Origin of the sequence: Rhizobium rosettiformans (genome assembly GCF_016806065.1) — a bacterium.
GTDB lineage: Bacteria > Pseudomonadota > Alphaproteobacteria > Rhizobiales > Rhizobiaceae > Allorhizobium.
In genome coordinates, this window is sequence record NZ_CP032405.1 from 2,533,682 (window position 1) to 2,553,030 (window position 19,349).

The following is a 19,349-nucleotide window of genomic DNA, read 5'->3' on the forward strand; positions in this document are numbered from 1 at the left end:
TATGCTTGAGACATCCCCACCCGAGATCTTCGATTGTCAATCCTGCGGTGCCTGTTGCGCCTATTCCGCCGATTGGCCACGCTTCTCCATGGAAAGCGATGAGGAGATCGCCGCCATTCCCGAAGCAATGATCGCCAAGGACGAGAGTGGCATGAAGTTCGAGAATGGACGCTGTGCAGCACTGACCGGCGAGGTCGGCAAACATGTCGGCTGCGCGGTCTATCTCGTGCGCCCGCATGTCTGTCGCACCTGCATGCCCGGCGATGAGGAATGCAAGATCGCCCGCGCAGAGTTCGGTTTCCCGATCGACGGCCTGCCGGAGCCCGATATCTACGAGGCCTGACCTTCTCAGGGGATGCTGATGACCACTTGGTCAGCCGGCAGTTCGCCACCGATTTCCGCCTTCTGACTCTTCTTGTCATAGACGCAGATCGAGCTGACCGTCGCATCGGCTCCGACAGCCTTGCCGGTGAGGATGGCGACGCCATAGCTCTCGGTGCCAAAGGGATCGACGACCACCTTCGGCTGTTCGATCTTACCTTCCGCAAGCGCAGTGCATTTTGCCGCGACATCCTTGGCAAACGCGTCCCAAGCATCGCCGGACGAGGCGAGCGCCGGTGAGGAAAGGCTGATCAAGGCAAGTGCTGTAGCGGCGAGAAGCGGGCGGGAACGGAACATGGGAACCTCGGTTGGGTGCATTATGGCGCAGAGCGTCGGCCGGAACGCAAAGTCGCGCAAGTCCAAAAACGGAAGACATTTCTTTCTCTTGAAGTCCCGATTTTGGAAGAGCGAAGGTTGCCTGAGCGATGTTCCGCACCTATGTTCCCGTCACCTGCCAAAACGCAATCCATTTGCCAAAAGGAGATCTCACATGGCCTTCGAATTGCCCGCCCTCCCGTATGCTTACGACTCGCTGGCACCGTTCATGTCTGCTGAAACGCTCGAGTTTCACCACGACAAGCACCACCAGGCCTATGTGACCAACGGCAACAACCTCCTGAAGGATTCGGGCCTTGAAGGCCTGTCGCTCGAGGAAGTCGTCAAGCAGTCCTATGGCAAGAATGCCGGCCTCTTCAACAATGCCGGCCAGCACTACAACCACATCCACTTCTGGAACTGGATGAAGAAGGATGGCGGCGGCAACAAGCTTCCGGGCAAGCTGCAGGCTGCAGTCGACAGCGACCTTGGCGGCTATGACAAGTTCAAGGCCGATTTCGTTGCAGCCGGCACCACCCAGTTCGGCTCCGGCTGGGCCTGGCTCTCCGTCAAGGACGGCAAGCTCGAAATCTCCAAGACACCGAACGGCGAAAGCCCGCTGATCCACGGCGCATCCCCGATCCTCGGCGTCGACGTCTGGGAACATTCCTACTACATCGACTACCGCAATGCCCGTCCGAAGTACCTCGAAGCCTTCGTCGACAGCCTGATCAACTGGGATTACGTCCTGGAAATGTACGAAGCCGCGACGAAGTAATCGTCCAGCAAAATGCGCTTTTTGACGCCCGGTGCCTCGCACCGGGCGTTTTTCGTTTCTGACGAGCTCTGAGATTCTGCAAATGGAACCATCCGGCATTCGCAACGTTTCTTCGGCAACAACACGAACAACGGAAAGGGTATCACCATGGCGTCTTCCAACCTCCAGGCAGAACTTCGTGAACTGCGCGAACAGATGAATGATCTCAAGGACATGATCAGCCGCGAAGCAGGCCGAAGCAGCCGCAACATGCGCAACCGCGCCTCCGAAGCGCTGGACGAAGCAGGCCGCGCGGCTTCTTCTGTGACGGGCTACGACCGCGATGACATCCGCAACCGCGCGTCTGATGTCGTCAACGGTGCTTCGCGCACGGCCCATGTCGTGGCAGACTACGCCCGCGAAGGCGCAGATACGGTCGCTGGCGTGGTTCGCCGTCATCCGGCTGCCGCCACCTCCGCCGGCCTGATCACGCTCGGCATCGTCGGCGGTGTCGTCGGCTACCTGCTTGCCAATTCCACGCCTCCGGCCCGCGACAGCCGCTGGCGCTGGAACTGAGACCAGCCATGGTCAAGGTCACCTATCACGTCGTGGAGCATGACGAAGGTTATGCCTACCGTCTTGGCAACGTCTATTCGGAGCCCTTTCCGACGCACGACGAAGCGGTGGCTGCAGCCCGAAAGGCCGCAGGCGCCCAGCAGCTTGCCGATGGCGACGCCGAAATCAGTTGGCAGGACGCCGAGGGCGAGTGGCATCATGAACATGCGGACGGTGCGGACCGCCCCATGACGGACGTCGTCGATGATGTCGAGGACGACCGGTAGCCTGACTGTTTTGAGTCCAGGCAAAAGAGAAAGCCCGTGGCGCAAGCCACGGGCTTTCTTGATTCAGCTGCAAGGTGATGGGCGCGTGCCGATCAGAATTCCGTCCAGTCCTGCTTTGCCGGTTCTGCAGGCGCCGCAGAACTCATGCCGAAGGCGCGGCCGAGCTTTCCGGCGAGCGCGCGCGCCGGCGACGGGGCAGGGGTATGGGCGGCAGAGGCGGCAGCCGGCTGGCGCGGTGCCGGCCGAGCAGCGGGTGCAGGCATCTCATTCGCAGGCGCTGTTGCGCGGTGCTGCGTCCGGATAGGCGCGGCCGCTGATGCGCCCTGACCCAGACGGAACTGGGCGAGCAGCGTGTTGAGCGAATCCGCCTCCGCCGCAAGTGTATGGGAGGCAGCAGTCTGCTCTTCGACCATGGCCGCATTCTGCTGCGTGCCCTGGTCCATCGCGGTGACGGCGAGGTTGATCTCTTGCAGTCCGGTGGACTGTTCGCGCGCCGCAGTGACGATCGCGCCGACATGGTGGCTGATCTCCTGAACGGCGCTGACGATCTTTTCGAGTTCCGTGCCGGTCTCGCCGACCAGCGCCACGCCATTGCCGACCTGCGCGGTCGAACGAGAAATCAGCGACTTGATCTCCTTGGCGGCATTGGCCGAACGTTGCGCGAGTTCCCGCACTTCCTGGGCGACGACGGCAAAACCCTTGCCGGCCTCGCCGGCACGGGCCGCCTCGACGCCGGCATTCAGTGCCAGGAGATTGGTCTGGAAGGCGATGTCTTCGATCACGCCGATGATGCTGGAGATCGACTGCGACGACTGCTCGATCTCTGTCATCGCCTGAACGGCGTTCCGGACAACCTCACCGGAGCGTTCGGCACCGGAACGCGTGCTGTCGACGAGCTGACCGACATCTTCGGCGCGTTTGGCCGTGTCGCGCACGGTCTTGGTGACCTGCTCGACGGCAGCGGCCGTTTCTTCGACAGACGCTGCCTGCTGTTCGGTGCGACGGGCTAGGTCGTCTGCAGAGGCGCGAATTTCGGCTGCACCGGCATGTATCGCATGGGCGTTGGCGCCCACGGTTCTCAGCGCCGCATGCAGCTTCTCGAGAGACTCGTTGAAGTTGCCACGCAGACTATCGAGATGGGCTGCGAAGGGCTTTTCGAGCCGGAACACCACATCCCCTTCCGAGAGTGCCGAGAGGCCCTTGGCGAGTTCGGTCATCGCGAAGCGCACTTCTTCCGCCTCGCGGGTCTTCTCGGCCTCGGCTTTCTGACGGTCCGCCTCGACCTGTTCGCGCATCGTGCGGCGCTCGTCGGACATGCGCGCGCTTTCGATTGCGGCATCCTTGAACACCAGCACGGCTTTCGCCATGCGGCCAACTTCGTCACCACGGTCGACGGCCGGCACTTCGACGGCGTGGTCGCCGGAAGCGAGACGGGCCATGGCATCGGTCATGCCGGTGATCGGCGTGACGATCGATCGTGCGAGCAGCCAGATCAGGCCGACCGCAAAGACGCCGGCGACGGCTGCACCGAGGGTCAATGCCAGTTCGAGGGCGAAATGCGCCGCGTCGAGACGGGCGCGAGTGGCAGCTGTCTCCGCTGACAGCAGGCTCTTGATATCGGCGGCAGCAGCACGAAAGGTGTCGAGCGCACCGGCGGCGTCCGACTTGCCGATCGCCGCAATGTCTTCGATCGATGTCTGGCCTGCCTTACGGGCGGCGATCTGCGGATCGGCGATCTGTTTTGCATAGGTTTCGGCAGCGGCCCGCATGGCATCAAGCCGGGCGACGAGCGCATTGTCGCTTGCCGCCAGCGTTTTCGCTTCGGTGATCGCTGCATCAAGGGCCTGACGCTCGGTCGTCACCGCAGCAAGCGTGCTTTCGCTGCCGAACAGCAGGTAGCCGCGCTCGTTGGCAGCCTGCTCGGCCATGGCGGTCTTTGCGGCATCGACGAGATTGACGATGCGCTGGGCACGGTCCTGGTCGACCAGCGCGGACTTGGCCGTATAGGCCTGCACAAAAACGACGACGGAGGCCAGGAAACATCCGGCCATGATGGTGCAAAAGGTGAGGATCAGCTTTTTGCTGAGCGAAAGGTTTTTGAGGAACATGATCATGACTTTCGGGCGCGCGAAAACGGCGGGACAGCCGGAAGGCCGGCGTCCAGATGCAGCGGTGACATGATCCGTTCGGGCGTTTGCGCCTCCATCATGGAGTGCTCAGGGGGACACCGGAAACGATCGATCGCTGGCAATCCTGTCGGAAACGATTTTACAAGCCGTTACCAAGACATGGCCGAATGACCGCAGTCGCCGAATTTGGTGGAATTTGCCACCATTTCACGGAGCCTGCATCGCCACCTTGTTCGACACGACGAGAAGGATGTTGAGGTCGCGTTCGGGATAGAAGTCCTTGGCGCGCATCTCGAATGTCGTCGGGCCGGTCTTCTTCACGCCTTGCCCGCAGAAACTGACGATGGATTCCGGGTTCAGCTTGTCGACGGTGAGGCGGAAGTCGCCGATCGGACCATACCAGTTGTTGCCGGTGGTCAGAATGTAGGACAGCCACTGCTCGAAATAGTAGATCCCGGCATCCGGGTTCTGCTTCTTCTCCAGCTTGATCGCCGCATTGAGGAATGCGTCGTCGATGCAATAACGCTGCTGGTATTCGGCATAGGCATCCGATGGTTTGCCGTCCCACATGAAGACAAGGCCGGCGCTCCCGCCGACACTCGGGCGATAACTGTGTTCGACTTCAACGTCGGCGCCGGCCGGGAAGGTCGTCTCCCACCAATAGATGGATTCGAGTTCCCAGACGGGCGCATATTCCGGAGCAGCCTCACCACCGGTGCCGTAGTTGATATCGACGATCAGTCCCTTCGACAGCCAATCCTTGATCACGTCGGGCTCCAACGTCTTCAGCGCTTCCGTTGTCTCCTTGAGGAGGGGCTGAAGCGGGATCTCCTGCTCTTCGACATCCGCGGTAAAGTCGATGCCGCGAACGAGCACGCGCTGTTGCAGGTTTGGCTCGATCTCCTCGCCGTCCTGGACCACGGAGAAGTCCATGAAATTGTCGCTCTGCTCGTCCGGCACCGCCGACATGATCTCGATCGGGCCGCCGATCTTCGGCATGGGGAAGGCGACGATGGTGCTGACCGGCTTGTCGCTGGTATTGCGGTAGAGATATTTCACCTCCACCTTCTCCGGCGAAATGTAGAGATCTTCCCGCGCCATGGTGATCTCTTCGCTGCGCGTGAAGACTAGGCCTCCGGCCTCGAGCGTTGCCATGGAATCATTTGCCAGGACTGTAGTGGTGGCGAGGGCCTGCAGAGCGCAGGCGAGCATCAGTTTCGGCGCGGTGGTCACGGTTCGAAATCCCCCAGAACCCAGAACGGAAAATGCCACCTTAGCGGTGGCATTTCGATTCTTGAACGACGCTTTCTGGGTGTTATGCGCGGGCCGGCAGCAGCGGATAGCCGACGAGCACGGCGCGTGCCGCAAGCGTGGCGATCGCAGCCTTGACCAGGTCGCCCGGGATGAAGGCGAGCGAGCCGAGGACGACTTTGTCGAAGGGCGTGCCGGCCACGAGCGACAGCCACGGCATGCCGCAGAGATAGACGACACCGATGCCGCCGACGACGCTGGCGACAAAGAAGCCGGTCATCTGCCGGACGGCCGACTGGCCCTCGCGCACGAGCTTTTCCGCAAGGAAACCGGTGACGAAGGCGCCGATGATCCAGCCGAAGATATAGCCGCCCGTCGGTCCCATCAGCACGTGGAGGCCGCCACGACCACCCGAGAGGACGGGAAGGCCGACGGCGACGAGCACGACCAGCAGCGCATAGGCGGCGGCACCGCGTTTCGCCCCGATGATGCAGCCGGCGAGCATGACGCCCATGGACTGCGCCGTGATCGGTACCGGCAGTAGCGGGATTGGCACCGGCGGGATGAAGCCGAGCACGATGATGATCGCGGTGAAGAGGGCGGCGAGCACGAGGTCTCTGGTGGTCATGGAACGGGTCCCCGGTAAACTTGGAGGCTTTTTAGTGACCTCGAATTCCCCGGGCGTCAATCGCTTCGGCGATCCGATCGGCATCCTTCAACGTCGAAATGATGAGCGGCCCGAGCATGCGCGAGAGCTTCACCGGAATGCCGCGCGCCGCATGGGCTTCTTTCAGCGCATCATAACGCACCGCGATTTCCGGCACGAAACGGAGCACGAGCCCAAGGGCAAGGCCCAGATCGGCCGCCTTCATTAACCCCAGCTGCTCGAGTGGTCGGGCAAGATCGGTGACGGCGGCCATGAAGTCGGCAATGGTGGTGGAAGCCGTAACGGCAGCCGCGAGCAACAGGATCGCAACGAGCCTGAGCGTGATCACGAGGGCCTCGTGAGGCGACAGAAGCAGCAGATTGACCAAAGCGAGAAAGGCAATCGTGAACAGCACCGGCTTCAACCGCCGAAATCCTTCCGACAGGCCGACACCGGTCGACAGATAGAGAGTGCCGGTCGCGATCATGGCAAAGGTCAGGGCGAACGGTTGATCGACAAGATAGAGCCCCAGCCCGAAAGCCATCAGCCCAACAAGCTTCGGCTTGACCGGGATGCGATGCAGGAGGCTTTGCCCCTCCACATGCAGGCTCGTCAGCATCCGGCGATCTCCCGGTAGCGGGCGATTGCTTCGATAGCCTCTCCGTCAAAGACGAGCGCCCCTTCGTGGAAGACCAGCACGCGGGAAAAATCCGCCACCAGATCGAGGTCGTGGCTGATGACCACGGCCTGTTCGCCCAACCCCTCAATCGCCGACTTCACCCGCGCCCGGTTTCTAAGGTCCAGCTGATTGGTCGGTTCGTCGAAGATCACCACGTCAGGACGGTTGACGCAGACGGCCGCCAGCGCTGCAAGCTGTAGCTCCCCTCCGGATAGCTCGTGGGGCCGCCTTGCCGCGAGATCGCTGATCCCGAACCGGGCAAGGACCTCATCCACCAGTCGATCCACCTCGTGAGCGGCCATCCCCCTCGATTTCGGCCCGAGCGCGATATCCTCGCGAATGACAGGCAAAATGATCTGATGGCCCGGGTTCTGGAAGATGAACCCCGTCTTTGCCCGGGCCGCCTTCTCGTCGGCAACCGTATCCAGCCCATCCAGCGTCACCGTGCCGGATGACGGCTTGGCAAGCCCCCCGATCAGCCGCGCGAAACTCGTCTTGCCCGAACCATTAAGCCCGATCACGCCGATACGCGTCTCGACGAGCGACAGCGAAAGCGGCGAGAGAGCAACTCGGTCGCCGAAGCGCAACTCGGCCTGGTCGAAACGGATGTGCAAGGTGAGGGCTCTCCTGAAAGATCCGTTCCTATAGACCGCTGGAGCCCGGGCTTCCAGCCTCTGCTGTGAAGCAATCGATGCGCTATGTGGATCCTTGTCCGGCCAAGGTTGCAGATCGTGGCCCCCTACAAGTTTCCGCCATTGAACAAACCGCGAACATGTCCTAGCCTCTCAGTCATGACGATTCCCGTCCCCAACACGCTTGCGCGAAAAATCTTCCTTGAACGGCAGGGCCTGTCGCGCTCGCCGAGCAGGGCGCTCGGGCGTCAGGGGCTTTACGACCTGATCCACGAACTCGGTTTCGTTCAGGTCGACAGCATTCAGTGGGTCGAGCGCGCCCATCACCAGATCCTCTTCTCGCGCAACCAGACTTATCGGCCAAAGGATCTGCAGCATCTCCTCGAAAATGACCGCTCGCTTTTCGAGCACTGGACCCATGATGCCTCGGTCATCCCTTCAGCCTTCTTTCCCTATTGGAAGCACCGCTTCGTCCGCCGCGAAGAGCGTATCCGGCAAAACTGGGCGAAATGGCAGGGGGAAGGCTTCGACCAGGCCTTCGAAGAAACCTATGCCCGCATCCGTGACCGCGGTCCGGTCATGGCCCGCGATGTGAAGGCTGAGGACCACAAGTCCGGTGGCTGGTGGAACTGGCATCCTTCGAAGACGGCGCTGGAATTTCTGTGGCATACCGGCAAACTGTCGATTGCCCGCCGCGAAGGTTTTCAGAAGGTCTATGACCTCTCCGAGCGGGTCATCCCCGCCGAACATCACTCCGCAGAAGTAGACCACGACACCTTCGTCGACTGGGCCTGCCGGGCGGCACTCACCCGCCTCGGCTTCGCCACCTCGGGTGAAATCGCCGCCTTCTTCGATATCGTCACGCCAGACGAGGCCAAGGCCTGGGTCATCGCCCACCGCGACGAACTGCAGGAACTTGCGCTCGAAACCGTTGATGGCAAACCTCGCGCTTCCTTCGCCTTCGCCGACACGATGGCATCGCTCCTCGACGCCCCTGAGCCGCCGGCACGCATCCGTGTGCTCTCGCCCTTCGATCCCTTGATCCGCGACCGGAACCGCACCGAACGCCTTTTCGGTTTCTTCTATCGCATCGAGGTCTTCGTGCCCGAGCCGAAGCGGAAATACGGCTATTACGTCTTTCCGCTGCTCGAGGGCGATCGCCTGATCGGCCGCATCGACATGAAGGCCGAGCGCAAAGAGGGCGTTCTCGACGTGCGCCGCTTGTGGCTGGAGGCGGGCGTGAAGCCCACGGCCGGCCGCCTCGACAAGCTGGAAGCCGAACTCCAGCGTATCGCCCGCTTTGCCGGCATGGAGGCCGTGCGCTTGCAGCCCGGTTGGCTCGGCTGAACAAACACAATCACCACAGACAGAAAGATCCGACGTGACCGACAACAGCGCCTACCGCATCGAACCTCGTATGCCCGCCATCGACGACTACATGCGTCTTCGCCTCGAATCGGGCCTCACGCCTTTTGCGCGCGAAGCCGCTGAAAAGGGCCTGCCGAACTCGATCTTTGGCGTGAGCCTGATGCTGGGCGACGAGACCGTCGGCATGGGCCGCATCATCGGCGATGGCGGCTGCTTCTTCCAGGTGACCGACATCGCCATCCTGCCCGCGCATCAGGGCAGGGGCCTCGCCAAATGGATCATGGCGGCACTCTCCGACTTCATCGCCACGCTGCCCAAGACCGCCTATGTCAGCCTGATCGCCGACGTGCCCGCCAACCGTCTCTACAGCCAGTTCGGCTTCGACGAGACGGCACCGGGCTCGGTCGGCATGGCGCGACGAGTGGTTTAAGGGCGAGCGGCCACCGGCGTTGCACAATGTCCACTCCGTGGGCCCCAGCGTTGCCATCGACTTGAAAACACCTTCAAATGAGTTATATTATTATTGTCATTTGAAGGAGTGATCTAACGTGCTGCTTCCTGTTCAGACCTCTCCTGCGGCTTCCGTCCCGCCTCAGGGCTTCTCGATCGAGGCCGATCGGAAACGTCTTTCGACAACTGCGCTGAAAGCCTTCCGCCGCTTGGTCATGCATTGGGACCTGACCAGCCAGCAGGCGGCGGCGCTGCTCGGTGTCTCGCTCAGCACCTGGGAGCGGTTGAAGCCTGAGAGCGTGACGAAAACCCTGAGCCAGGACCAGATGACCCGGATATCGGCGCTCACCGGCATCTACAAGGCCCTGCATCTGCTGTTCGTCGATGCCATGGCCGATCGCTGGCCGATGCTGGAAAACACCGGGCCGCTTTTTGATCGCCGCACGCCCGTTGCTGCCATGATCGAAGGCGGCATCCCGCATATGCTCGAGGTGCGCCGCTATCTCGACGCCGTGCGCGGGGGTCTCTGACTTGGACGTCGCCGGCGTTCCGGTGAGCACGCTTGCCTATCCGAAGACCGTGCGTCTCGTCTCTACCGCACGCTTGCGGCAGGCGGTGCTCGCGCCGCTCGCCGATACTGCCGATGAACTTGCCGAACTCGCCGAAATCGAGGCAGCCACGTCGACCCGCATCCAGGCCCAGTCGACGGGCATTTCCGGGCTGGCTGCCAACGAGCTCGTCTACGATGTGCCGCATGCCCATTTCATCAATGCGAGCTTCGCCTATGCCAAGCCCCGCGAGCCCAATCGCTTCAACGGCGAGACGCGCGGCGCCTGGTATGCAGCACTCGGCGTCGAGACCTGCCTCGCGGAAATCGCTTTTCACATGACGGAATTCCTGTCGCGGACGGGCGTCTTTGAAGCGGTCGCCGATTATGCGGAAATGCTGTGCAGCACATCGGGAGAATTTCTCGACCTCAGGGCGTTGCCCCATCATCCGTCGCTCTCGCCGGAAAAGGCAGTCGGCTACCCCGAGGGCAACCGCCTGGCATTCGAAGCGAGGCGCGCAGGCTTGAACGGCATCGTCTACCCGTCGGTCCGCCATGATAGCGGAACCTGCTTTGCCATCCTGCGTCCCGCTGCCGTCCAGTCGGTGCGCCAGGGGGACGTCTGGCGGCTGAGCTGGAAGGGTAGGCCGGAGCCGGTGGTGGAAGGGCCGATCGGGACTTGAGTATTTTGACTGGGGTCACCCCCACCCGACGCTGCGCGTCGACCTCCCCCCTCAAGGGGGAGGTGGGTGGTCGCCGTTAGCCTTGGTGCGAGCGCTAGCGGTAACACTCCACCCTCCCCTTGAGGGGGAGGGTCGGACCGAAGGTCCGGGGTGGGGTGATCAGGCGGCCGTAAGCCGCCACATGGCATCAATCGAGAGGGAAGACCCTCAGACGATTTCCGTCGCCGCAATGCGGATCCCGAAGCCTTCGAGGCCGACATAGTGGCGCTCGCGCGACGAGAAGAGCCGGATCGAGGTGACGCCGAGATCCTTGAGGATCTGCGCGCCGAGGCCGATTTCCAGCCACTCGCTCTCGCGCGCCTGCGCTTCGGAATGGTCCTCGCGCTCGTGTTTGCCGCTGCGCGCCGTCGTCGAGACGCCGACGCCGACGGATCCCTCGCGTAGATAGACGATGACGCCACGGCCCTTTTCGGCGATCCGCTTCATGATTCCGTCGATCTGACGATCCGTCCCAAACACGTCCTTGCCGACATGCTCCAGATGCAGGCGAACCGGAATGTCTTCGCCGTCCCGGATGTCGCCGAAGACGACGGCGAGATGCTGCATCGGATCCCAGGGCAGGGAATAGGCATAGGCTTTGGCCGGACCATAGGGGGTCTGCAGATCGAACTTGGAGACGAGCTGGATCAGCGTCTCCTTGCGCTGGCGATAGGCGATGAGGTCGGCGACCGACACCTGCTTCAAGCGATGCTTGACGGCGAAATCGGCAACCTGCTGGCCACGCGTCACGCTGCCGTCGTCATTGACGAGTTCGCAGATGACGCCGATCGGCGGCAGGCCCGCGAGCTTGCAGAGGTCGACGGCAGCTTCTGTATGCCCTGACCGCATCAGAACTCCGCCTTCGCGGGCGACCAGCGGGAAGATATGGCCTGGGCGAACGAAATCGGAAGGGCCGACATTCGGGTTGGCGAGGTTGCGCACCGTCAGCGTCCGGTCGTCCGCCGAAATGCCTGTTGTCGTGCCATGCTTGAAGTCGACGGAGACGGTGAAAGCGGTTGTATGGGCGCTGTCGTTCTCCGCCACCATGGCCGAGAGGTTCAGGCGCTTGGCCTCTTCCTTCGGCATTGGCGTGCAGACGATGCCCGAGGTGTGGCGCACGATGAAGGCCATCTTGTCGGCGGTGCAGTGAACGGCGGCAACGATCAGGTCCCCTTCGTTCTCGCGGCCGTCATCGTCGGTGACGACGACGATTTCGCCGGCTTCGAAGGCGCGGATCGCCTCGACGACGCGCTTCTGGTCATAGCTCATGGGACAAGTCCTTATCTGGTCCGGCCGTTCTGGCCGCGGTCTCTCAGGATATGGTCGAGAATGGTGCAGGCGAGCATCGCCTCGCCGACGGGCACGGCGCGGATGCCGACGCAGGGGTCGTGGCGGCCCTTGGTGCGCACATCGACTTCATTGCCATCGGCATCGATCGAGCGCTTCTCGGTCAGGATCGACGAAGTCGGCTTGATGGCGAAGCGCGCGACGATCGGCTCGCCGGTCGAAATGCCGCCAAGCACGCCGCCGGCATGGTTCGACAGGAAGACGGGCTTGCCGTCCGCCCCGATCCGCATCTCGTCGGCGTTCTCCTCACCGGTGATTTCGGCCGCCTGGAAACCGTTCCCGACCTCGACGCCCTTGACCGCATTGATCGACATCAGGCCGGCTGCAATCTCCTGATCGAGCTTGCCATAGACGGGTGCGCCAATGCCGGCCGGCACGCCTTCGGCGATGACTTCGATCACGGCTCCGACAGAGGAGCCTGCCTTGCGAATGCTGTCGAGATACTCCTCGAAGACGGGAACCATCGCGGCATCAGGGCAGAAGAACGGGTTCTGTTCGACCTGCGCCCAGTCCCAGTTCTCGCGGTTAATCTTGTGCGTGCCGATCTGCACCAGCGCGCCACGAATGGTAACGCCGGGCATGGCAAGGCGGGCCAGCGCACCGGCTGCCACGCGGGCGGCCGTCTCGCGGGCGGAAGAGCGCCCACCGCCACGATAGTCGCGGATCCCGTATTTCAGATCATAGGTATAATCGGCATGGCCGGGGCGATAACGCTTGGCGATCTCGCCGTAATCCTTCGAGCGCTGGTCGGTATTCTCGATGAACAGCGAGACCGGCGTGCCGGTCGTGATCATCGTTCCGTCTTCCTGCGGCATAACGCCGGAGAGCACTTTCACGATATCGTCTTCGCGCCGCTGGGTGACGAAGCGCGACTGGCCGGGTTTGCGCTTGTCCATGAAGACCTGCAGATCCTCCTGGGCGAAGCGGACACCCGGAGGGCAGCCGTCGACAACAGCGCCGAGCGCCGGCCCGTGGCTTTCGCCCCAGGTGGTGACGCGGAAGAGATGACCGAAGGTATTGTGCGACATGCGTATGCTACCGTCCCATTCTCGCCTTCCGGAACGTCTTCCGGCGGGCCCTGCCTTGGATGGCGTCACTCATAGAGCAAATTGACAATTTCTGTGAAGCGCTTTTGCGCCGCGCGCCGCCGATTTGCGACGACACAGTGTCACCGAAGCGTCTGTGATCCGCCCATGCGCCGGCTCAAGACGCCTTGCGCTGCGGCAGGCGGTCGACGAAGCGGGTGAAATCCTCGAAGGAGAGCGGTTTGGCGAAGGCGTAACCCTGCAGGTAGTCGCAGCCGAGCTGCCGCAGGATGCCCGCATGTTCCTGCGTTTCGACGCCTTCGGCAACGGTCTCGATGCCGAGCGAGCGGGCGATCTCGACGATATTGCGCACGAGGCTTCGTTCCTGTGGCTGCACGGTGACCGGCATGACCAGCTGGCGGTCAATCTTCAGCCGTTTCGGCTTGAGCTTCAGGAGCGAGACGATCGAGGTATGGCCGGTACCGAAATCGTCGATTTCGATGTCGATGCCGAGCGCCTTGATCCTCTCGATATTCTCGGAGGCAAACGTGTCGCTATCGTCAAGGAAGATCGACTCCACCAATTCGAAACAAATCGAACCGGGCGCAATGGCAAGGCCTTTCAACTGGTCGATCAGGTTGTCGTCATGCAGGCGCTTGGACGATACGTTGACCGAAATGCGAGGCACCTGCATGCCAAGCGCCGTCCAGCGCATCTGGTCCTTGAGCGCGGTCTGCAGCACGAGTTCGTCGATGCGTGCCATCACGTTCAGGTCTTCGGCGACCTTCAGGAAGTTGCCGGAGGCAAGGATGCCGCGGTCCGGATGGCGCCAGCGGATCAGGGCTTCCGCGCCACAGAGCTGCATGCTGGAGGCCTCGAATTGCGGCTGGTACCAGACGATGAACTCGTCGCGGTCGAGACCGGCCAGCATGTCGTCGGCCATGCGTTTCTTGGCGACGATGTTGGCCTGCAGGTCCGGGGTGAAGAACTCGTAGCAGTTCCGGCCCTTTTCCTTGGCTTGGTAGAGCGCGATGTCGGCGTTGATCAGCACCTTACGCGGGTCGGGTGCCGCGCCATGCGATTGCGCGATCCCGATCGAGACGCCGCAGCGGCAATCGAAACCTTCGAAGTCGAGCGGCTGGCGCATCTCGTCGATGATCTTGTTGGCGAGCGTCGCGAGCTCGTCGACCGAAGTCTGCCGCCGTGCCAGGACCACGAATTCATCGCCGCCGATACGAGCGACCAAATCACCGCGCGGGACATGTTTCATCAGGATGCGCGACGCATGTACCAGCATGGCATCACCCGCCGCATGTCCAAGCGTGTCGTTGATTTCCTTGAAGCGGTCGAGGTCGAGATGCAGGATCGCGAATTTGGACGATAGACGGTCGCCGTTGCGCACTAGCGTGTCCAGCTCGAGATCGAGCTTGCGGCGATTGGCGAGCGAGGTCAGTGGATCGTGCAGGGCGTTGAACTCGATCCGGTTCTTGGCAAGCTCCAGCTCGATGTTGCGCATGTCGGCTTCCGCCTTGGCATTGCGCAGCTGTTCGGCAAGCAGCGCGTCGGCCGTGACGTCAAAGGCAATGCCGATCAGCTTCTTCTTGCCGTCGCGCCCGATATGCGGCTGGCCGACCGAGCGGATGTAGCGGGTCTCACCGTTTTGAAGGACGACGCGCTGAGTCGTGTTGAGCGTCTGATCCAGCGTCGCGGCCCGCTTGGTGGCGAGCTGGATTTCTCCGCGATCGTCGGCATGCAGGCGAGACAGCCAGAGATGCTCGGTCACAGGCTTGTCACTGTAGGGGATCCCGTAGAGCTGGTGCATGCGCTCGTCCCAGATCGCGCTCCGTGTCACCGGATCGCCCTCCCAGGTGCCGCAATTGTAGGAGCCGAGCGCCAGATCCAGGCGCTGCGAGGCTTCTGCCAGCTGGTGCTCGCGGCTGGAAAGTTCCTCGAGAGCAAGCTCCAGCTCGGCATTCTTGATGTCGCTGTTCTCCTTGGCGCGGCTCAGCGATTGGGTGACCAGCGTATCGGTCGTCACGTCGCAGACGATGCCGGTAATGCTGCCATCGCTGGTGCGGGCACCCACCGAGCGCAGATAGCGGAAACTGTCGTCGGACAGCGGAACGCGGTAGCTGATGTCCCATTGATCGGCGGTCGCGGCGACGACGGCGTCGAAATAGAGCTGTTCGGCGCGACCGATATCATCGGCATGCAGCGATGCGAACCAGTCCGCCAGTCGGTCTTCCTCATCCGTGAGGCTGTTGGGCAGGCCATGCAGGCCGGCACTGCGACTGTCCCAGATCAGCGCATGGGTCGAGGCGTCGATCTCCCAGATGCCGATATTGGACGTCTCCAGCGCGAGCTGAAACCGCTGCGACAGTTCGAGCAGCCGCTGTTCGCGACCCCGCAAACGCTTGATGTTCAGGTTGCGCTCGCGCAGCAGGAAAAGGGCAAGCAGCACGGAGCTGGTCATCGCGACGACGCCGGCGAGTACCAGGAGGCGGCTCGGCAAGAGCCTGTTCATGGCGGCATTCCAGCCCTCTGCCGGCACGCCATACAGAGTGTAGCTCAGATGTTCGTCGGCAGACGTGGCGGTGACCGGGTTATCATCGAAAATCGTCTCGTCACCGAAGACTTCATCGGTTCCATCGGCGGAGGGCATGACGATGGCGACCTTGGTATGGTCGTGACCGTCATGGTCCGGCAGGTCCACTTCCGTCAGCAGTTCATAGTGATCGAAGAAGCGGTCCGCATTGATCTCGACGACGAGGGCGATCCATGCCGCGCTCGACTGCCACGAAACGGGCGGCACCGGAATATCGATGCTGATGGTGCGCGAATCCCTGGTGACTTTCGGGGTGAAGGCCATGCGAGCGGGATCGTCGAGCGTGGCGAGGCGAATACTATCAAACTGAGGGTTGTCGACGATCAGGCGGTTTACAGTCCGATTGAACTCCAACGGAGACAACATGCCGTCATCGGCGATGTCGTCCGCCAAAGACAACGCAAGATTGATGTCGTGATCCAGATGGGTCTTGATGTCCGACTGCACCCGCAGGAGGCGATCCAGTATGCCGTGCTCGATGCGGCCCTTCTCGGTCAGCGCGGTCTGGCGGTCGATCATCAGCCCGGCGGACACGATGAGCACGCTCAGCACTGCAGCACCGATCAGCCAGAGCATGCCGTTGCTCAGTCGCCTGTCGGCACGCGCGTCCATCGTCAACTTGCGCAAGTGTAAGCTTCCCTTGACCCCGATTGCGCTAAGCCTATGGGTCTGCGGTTAATTTAGGATTTCGTCAGGGGCAGGTTTTTTTATCGTTTCGCTGTTTATCGGACGCACGAAAGACCTTGAGCCCATAGTTTGTCGGGGGACAGCGGCGAACGCGCTTGATCCCGGTTGCCCTTCGGGTCCACTATCCCCCGAAATGACATTGTCAGGGGCGAATTCCGCCACATTCAGGAGGCTAGTTTGCAGTCGGTTTCAGCAGTGATTTGGTCGAGGGTGGTTTGCATGCGTATCGTTATATCCCTGCTTCTCGCCACCGCGGGCTTCCTGTCACCGGTCAGCGTCTATGCCGGCAGCGCCGATGTGGAAGCCACCATTCGTGATGTGAACGTCGACGGCATGAGCCTCGTCCTGGATGACGGCAAGACCTATGCCGTTCCCTCGGAATTCAACTTCGAGGGTCTGGAGCCGGGCCAGAAGGTCATCGTCTTCTACACCGAGGTGGATGGCAAGCGCGTCGTCGATGATCTGGAAGTTCTCCAGTAGAAAGCGCGGGGCTGCCCGAAGACGGCGGCCCGTTCGGGACCTCAGATCCAGCCTATCAGTTTCCGGTCGCGATCGATCTTCAGGATCCGGTCCTGCGGAATGTTCATCTCGCAGGCTTCGTCCTCACTGACATTGCCAATCAGCCGGAAGCAGCTGCGGATGACGCCACCATGGCTGACGCAGACGGTCTGCTGCTCGACAGAGGTCAGCCAAGCGCCAATCCGCCAGGACAGGATCTCATAGCTTTCCGCATCGTCGCCGGGCGGTATGAACCCCCACTTCTGGCGCGCCCGTTCTTCGACCCGCTCTGGCGCGCGTTGTGCCAGTTCCGGCAGTGTCGAGCCCTCCCAATCGCCGAAGGAGAGCTCCTTCAACCGATCGTCGAGCCGGTAGTCGCCCGGCGGCAGACCCATGGCGCCACGCACCCGTTCCATCGTGTCGCGCGTGCGTCCGAGCGGGGAGCTCACAAAGTCGAAATCCCCGGCGCGGCGACCGAGGATTTCACCGAGCTTGCGCCCGTTTTCAGTGGCCTGCTGGCGGCCGGTGTCGTTGAGGCCGATATCCTTCTGGCCTTGCATCCGGCCCTCGGCATTCCAATCGGTCTGGCCGTGGCGGATCATGTAGATGAGCACGGCGTAGTCTCCGAATTCAGTCTTTGCCGAGAACGATGTCGGGCGCGTCGACCGACTTCATGCCAACCGTGTGATAACCGCAGTCGACATGGTGCACTTCGCCGGAAACGCCGGTCGAGAGGTCGGACAAGAGATACATGCCCGACTTGCCGACCTCGTCGGTCGTGACGTTGCGCTTCAGCGGCGAATGATACTCGTTCCACTTGAGGATGTAGCGGAAGTCGCCGATGCCGGAAGCCGCAAGCGTCTTGATCGGGCCGGCCGAGATGGCGTTGACGCGGATGCCGCGACCGCCCATGTCGACGGCGAGATAGCGCACGGACGCCTCGAGTGCAGCCTTCGCCACGCCCATCACGTTGTAGTGCGGCATGACCTTTTCGGCACCGTAATAGGTGAGCGTCAGCAGCGAACCGCCGTCGTTCATGATCTTTTCCGCACGCGCCGCGACGGCGGTGAACGAATAGACCGAGATGTCCATGGTCCGGGCAAAGTTGTCGCGCGTCGTCTCGATGTAGCGGCCCGTCAGCTCGTCCTTGTCGGAGAAGGCGATGGCATGCACGACGAAGTCGATCTTGCCCCACTTGGCTTCGATATTGTTGAAGACGGCGTCGATGCTCTCGAGATTGGTGACATCGCAGTCGCCGGCGAGGAAGGCATCCAGTTCCTGGGCGAGCGGCTCGACGCGCTTCTTCAGGGCATCGCCCTGCCAGGTCAGCGCAATCTCGGCGCCCTGGTCGCGGCAGGCCTTGGCGATACCCCAGGCGATGGAGCGATTGTTGGCGACACCCATGATGACGCCGCGCTTGCCTGCCATGAGGCCGGAACCTTGAACCATATCGGGATCCTTTGAGACTTTCGTTGGGGAGCCTATGGCATAGGCCGATCCGGGGTTCAAGATTGAACCAGATCATCGATGGTGCGAACGGGGGACATTGCCTGTGTACTTCAAAATTCCCTCATAAATCAGCGATGAAGCACCGTGCTGCCTCTTTGCCGGTCTCGGAATTGGGAACCCTCTGTCGCTCTTGCTGTTGGGCTCGTCATGACGGAGGGCACGATGATGGACGAGATATTCACAGCAAGGCGCAAGACGGGCTACGCGGTCATGGGATCAGCCGCCCTCGGTTTTGCGCTGGGAGGATTCTTCGACGGCATCCTGCTGCACCAGATCCTGCAATGGCACCATCTCTTAAGTGGCCTGCCTGAAGCCGCCGCCGATCTCCGATTTCTGGTCATGACGGATGGGATGTTCCATCTCGCCATGTATGGCGTTGCCGCTCTCGGGATCTTCTGGCTCTGGCGGGGTCGCAAGGCGATCGCAGCGGAGGGCGCAGGCCGCCTCGGGCTGGCCTGGGCAATGATCGGTTTCGGCAGCTGGCACGTCGTCGACGCTGTTCTGTCCCACTGGCTTCTCGGCATCCACCGCATACGGATGGACAGCGAAACGCCGCTCTTTTGGGACATTCTCTGGCTTTGTCTCTTCGGGCTCGGACCCATCCTGCTCGGCATCTGGATCAAGAGTGGGGGCAGGGGAATGGGCCTCCGCTCTGCGCCTCTCGTTCTGGCCGCGATCACCATCGCTGCCGGCACGATGCAGGCTTTCCCACCAGCAGCAGAGGGGCCGGTAGTTGTCCTCTTCCGGTCCGGAATGGCGGAGGCCGAAGTCATGGCCGCGATCGAAGCGGTTGATGGGGTATTCGCGGCAAGTGATGCCACCGGCACCCTCTGGGCGATCGCTCTGCCTGACGGCGCGTCAGCAACCAGCCTCTATGCTCATGGTGCATTGGTCGTCAGCGGCGCGGGCCTGTCGGCCGGCTGCCTCGACTACGTCAGAGCCTGATGATCCGATGAGTA

The 19,349-nt window shown here is 62.1% G+C and carries 21 protein-coding genes; 10 read left to right on the plus strand and 11 right to left on the minus strand.

Annotated elements, in window-relative coordinates; translation table 11 throughout:
• Position 1 precedes the first annotated feature (1 nt).
• On the plus strand, positions 2–343 hold the full coding sequence (locus D4A92_RS12165) for a YkgJ family cysteine cluster protein (protein WP_203013437.1): 342 nt from the start codon (positions 2–4) through the stop codon (positions 341–343).
• Positions 344–348: 5 nt separating this feature from the next.
• Here D4A92_RS12165 and D4A92_RS12170 read toward each other — a convergent pair whose 3' ends face one another.
• Positions 349–678, minus strand: a complete 330-nt coding sequence (locus D4A92_RS12170) for a hypothetical protein (RefSeq protein WP_203013439.1) — start codon at positions 676–678, stop codon at positions 349–351.
• 193 nt (positions 679–871) lie between these two features.
• Here D4A92_RS12170 and D4A92_RS12175 point away from each other — a divergent pair, with 193 nt between their 5' ends.
• From D4A92_RS12175 to D4A92_RS12185, 3 genes are all read left to right on the plus strand, one after another.
• Positions 872–1,474, plus strand: coding sequence for a superoxide dismutase (locus tag D4A92_RS12175; RefSeq protein WP_054148921.1), 603 nt, complete (start codon positions 872–874; stop codon positions 1,472–1,474).
• 147 nt (positions 1,475–1,621) lie between these two features.
• The gene (locus tag D4A92_RS12180) at positions 1,622–2,029 is read left to right on the plus strand and encodes a hypothetical protein (protein ID WP_136556160.1); all 408 of its coding nucleotides are present in this window, start codon (positions 1,622–1,624) and stop codon (positions 2,027–2,029) included.
• Between the two features lie 8 nt (positions 2,030–2,037).
• Complete coding sequence (locus tag D4A92_RS12185; RefSeq protein WP_054148923.1) at positions 2,038–2,295, plus strand: DUF2188 domain-containing protein; 258 nt, start codon at positions 2,038–2,040, stop codon at positions 2,293–2,295.
• A 92-nt stretch (positions 2,296–2,387) separates the two neighbouring features.
• Here D4A92_RS12185 and D4A92_RS12190 read toward each other — a convergent pair whose 3' ends face one another.
• From D4A92_RS12190 to D4A92_RS12210, 5 genes are all read right to left on the minus strand, one after another.
• Positions 2,388–4,403 carry a methyl-accepting chemotaxis protein gene (locus tag D4A92_RS12190; RefSeq protein WP_203013441.1) on the minus strand — a complete coding sequence of 672 codons (2,016 nt, stop codon included), beginning with the start codon at positions 4,401–4,403 and terminating at the stop codon, positions 2,388–2,390.
• 228 nt (positions 4,404–4,631) lie between these two features.
• Positions 4,632–5,657 (minus strand): DUF4424 domain-containing protein, encoded by a 1,026-nt coding sequence (locus D4A92_RS12195; protein WP_246753932.1) that lies wholly within the window; start codon positions 5,655–5,657, stop codon positions 4,632–4,634.
• Positions 5,658–5,739: 82 nt separating this feature from the next.
• Entirely contained in the window at positions 5,740–6,303 is a 564-nt protein-coding gene (locus D4A92_RS12200) for a biotin transporter BioY (protein WP_203013443.1), read from the minus strand.
• A gap of 31 nt (positions 6,304–6,334) precedes the next feature.
• Entirely contained in the window at positions 6,335–6,940 is a 606-nt protein-coding gene (locus D4A92_RS12205; protein WP_203013445.1) for an energy-coupling factor transporter transmembrane component T family protein, read from the minus strand.
• Positions 6,934–7,614, minus strand: coding sequence for an energy-coupling factor ABC transporter ATP-binding protein (locus D4A92_RS12210; protein WP_203013447.1), 681 nt, complete (start codon positions 7,612–7,614; stop codon positions 6,934–6,936). The genes D4A92_RS12205 and D4A92_RS12210 overlap by 7 nt, the downstream gene beginning before the upstream one ends.
• Positions 7,615–7,791: 177 nt before the next feature.
• Between D4A92_RS12210 and D4A92_RS12215 the strand changes: the two genes are divergently transcribed.
• The 4 genes from D4A92_RS12215 to D4A92_RS12230 all read left to right on the plus strand — a co-directional run bounded on the left by D4A92_RS12215 (position 7,792) and on the right by D4A92_RS12230 (position 10,680).
• Positions 7,792–8,979: a winged helix-turn-helix domain-containing protein gene (locus tag D4A92_RS12215; protein ID WP_203013450.1), complete on the plus strand. Its 1,188-nt coding sequence runs from the start codon at positions 7,792–7,794 to the stop codon at positions 8,977–8,979.
• Positions 8,980–9,070: 91 nt separating this feature from the next.
• Complete coding sequence (locus D4A92_RS12220) at positions 9,071–9,430, plus strand: GNAT family N-acetyltransferase (RefSeq protein ID WP_425958354.1); 360 nt, start codon at positions 9,071–9,073, stop codon at positions 9,428–9,430.
• A gap of 118 nt (positions 9,431–9,548) precedes the next feature.
• Positions 9,549–9,980 carry an antitoxin Xre-like helix-turn-helix domain-containing protein gene (locus tag D4A92_RS12225; RefSeq protein WP_203013456.1) on the plus strand — a complete coding sequence of 144 codons (432 nt, stop codon included), beginning with the start codon at positions 9,549–9,551 and terminating at the stop codon, positions 9,978–9,980.
• A gap of 1 nt (position 9,981) precedes the next feature.
• On the plus strand, positions 9,982–10,680 hold the full coding sequence (locus D4A92_RS12230) for an RES family NAD+ phosphorylase (RefSeq protein WP_203013459.1): 699 nt from the start codon (positions 9,982–9,984) through the stop codon (positions 10,678–10,680).
• A 207-nt stretch (positions 10,681–10,887) separates the two neighbouring features.
• Here D4A92_RS12230 and ribB read toward each other — a convergent pair whose 3' ends face one another.
• The 3 genes from ribB to D4A92_RS12245 form a co-directional block, all read right to left on the minus strand.
• Complete coding sequence (gene ribB / locus D4A92_RS12235; protein WP_203013462.1) at positions 10,888–11,988, minus strand: 3,4-dihydroxy-2-butanone-4-phosphate synthase; 1,101 nt, start codon at positions 11,986–11,988, stop codon at positions 10,888–10,890.
• Between the two features lie 11 nt (positions 11,989–11,999).
• Positions 12,000–13,094 (minus strand): chorismate synthase, encoded by a 1,095-nt coding sequence (gene aroC / locus D4A92_RS12240; protein ID WP_203013466.1) that lies wholly within the window; start codon positions 13,092–13,094, stop codon positions 12,000–12,002.
• Positions 13,095–13,269: 175 nt separating this feature from the next.
• The gene (locus D4A92_RS12245; RefSeq protein ID WP_203013469.1) at positions 13,270–16,323 is read right to left on the minus strand and encodes a putative bifunctional diguanylate cyclase/phosphodiesterase; all 3,054 of its coding nucleotides are present in this window, start codon (positions 16,321–16,323) and stop codon (positions 13,270–13,272) included.
• A gap of 279 nt (positions 16,324–16,602) precedes the next feature.
• On the opposite strand from D4A92_RS12245, the gene D4A92_RS12250 reads away from it, so the two are divergent.
• Positions 16,603–16,863 (plus strand): DUF1344 domain-containing protein, encoded by a 261-nt coding sequence (locus D4A92_RS12250; RefSeq protein WP_203013472.1) that lies wholly within the window; start codon positions 16,603–16,605, stop codon positions 16,861–16,863.
• Positions 16,864–16,904: 41 nt separating this feature from the next.
• On the opposite strand, the gene D4A92_RS12255 is transcribed toward D4A92_RS12250, so the two are convergent.
• Together D4A92_RS12255 and fabI are read right to left on the minus strand one after the other, a co-directional pair.
• Positions 16,905–17,495: a histidine phosphatase family protein gene (locus D4A92_RS12255; RefSeq protein ID WP_203013475.1), complete on the minus strand. Its 591-nt coding sequence runs from the start codon at positions 17,493–17,495 to the stop codon at positions 16,905–16,907.
• Positions 17,496–17,511: 16 nt separating this feature from the next.
• Entirely contained in the window at positions 17,512–18,330 is an 819-nt protein-coding gene (fabI, locus tag D4A92_RS12260; protein WP_006726747.1) for an enoyl-ACP reductase FabI, read from the minus strand.
• Between the two features lie 222 nt (positions 18,331–18,552).
• Here fabI and D4A92_RS12265 point away from each other — a divergent pair, with 222 nt between their 5' ends.
• The gene (locus D4A92_RS12265) at positions 18,553–19,335 is read left to right on the plus strand and encodes a DUF2243 domain-containing protein (protein WP_203013478.1); all 783 of its coding nucleotides are present in this window, start codon (positions 18,553–18,555) and stop codon (positions 19,333–19,335) included.
• The last annotated feature ends 14 nt before the right edge of the window (positions 19,336–19,349 follow it).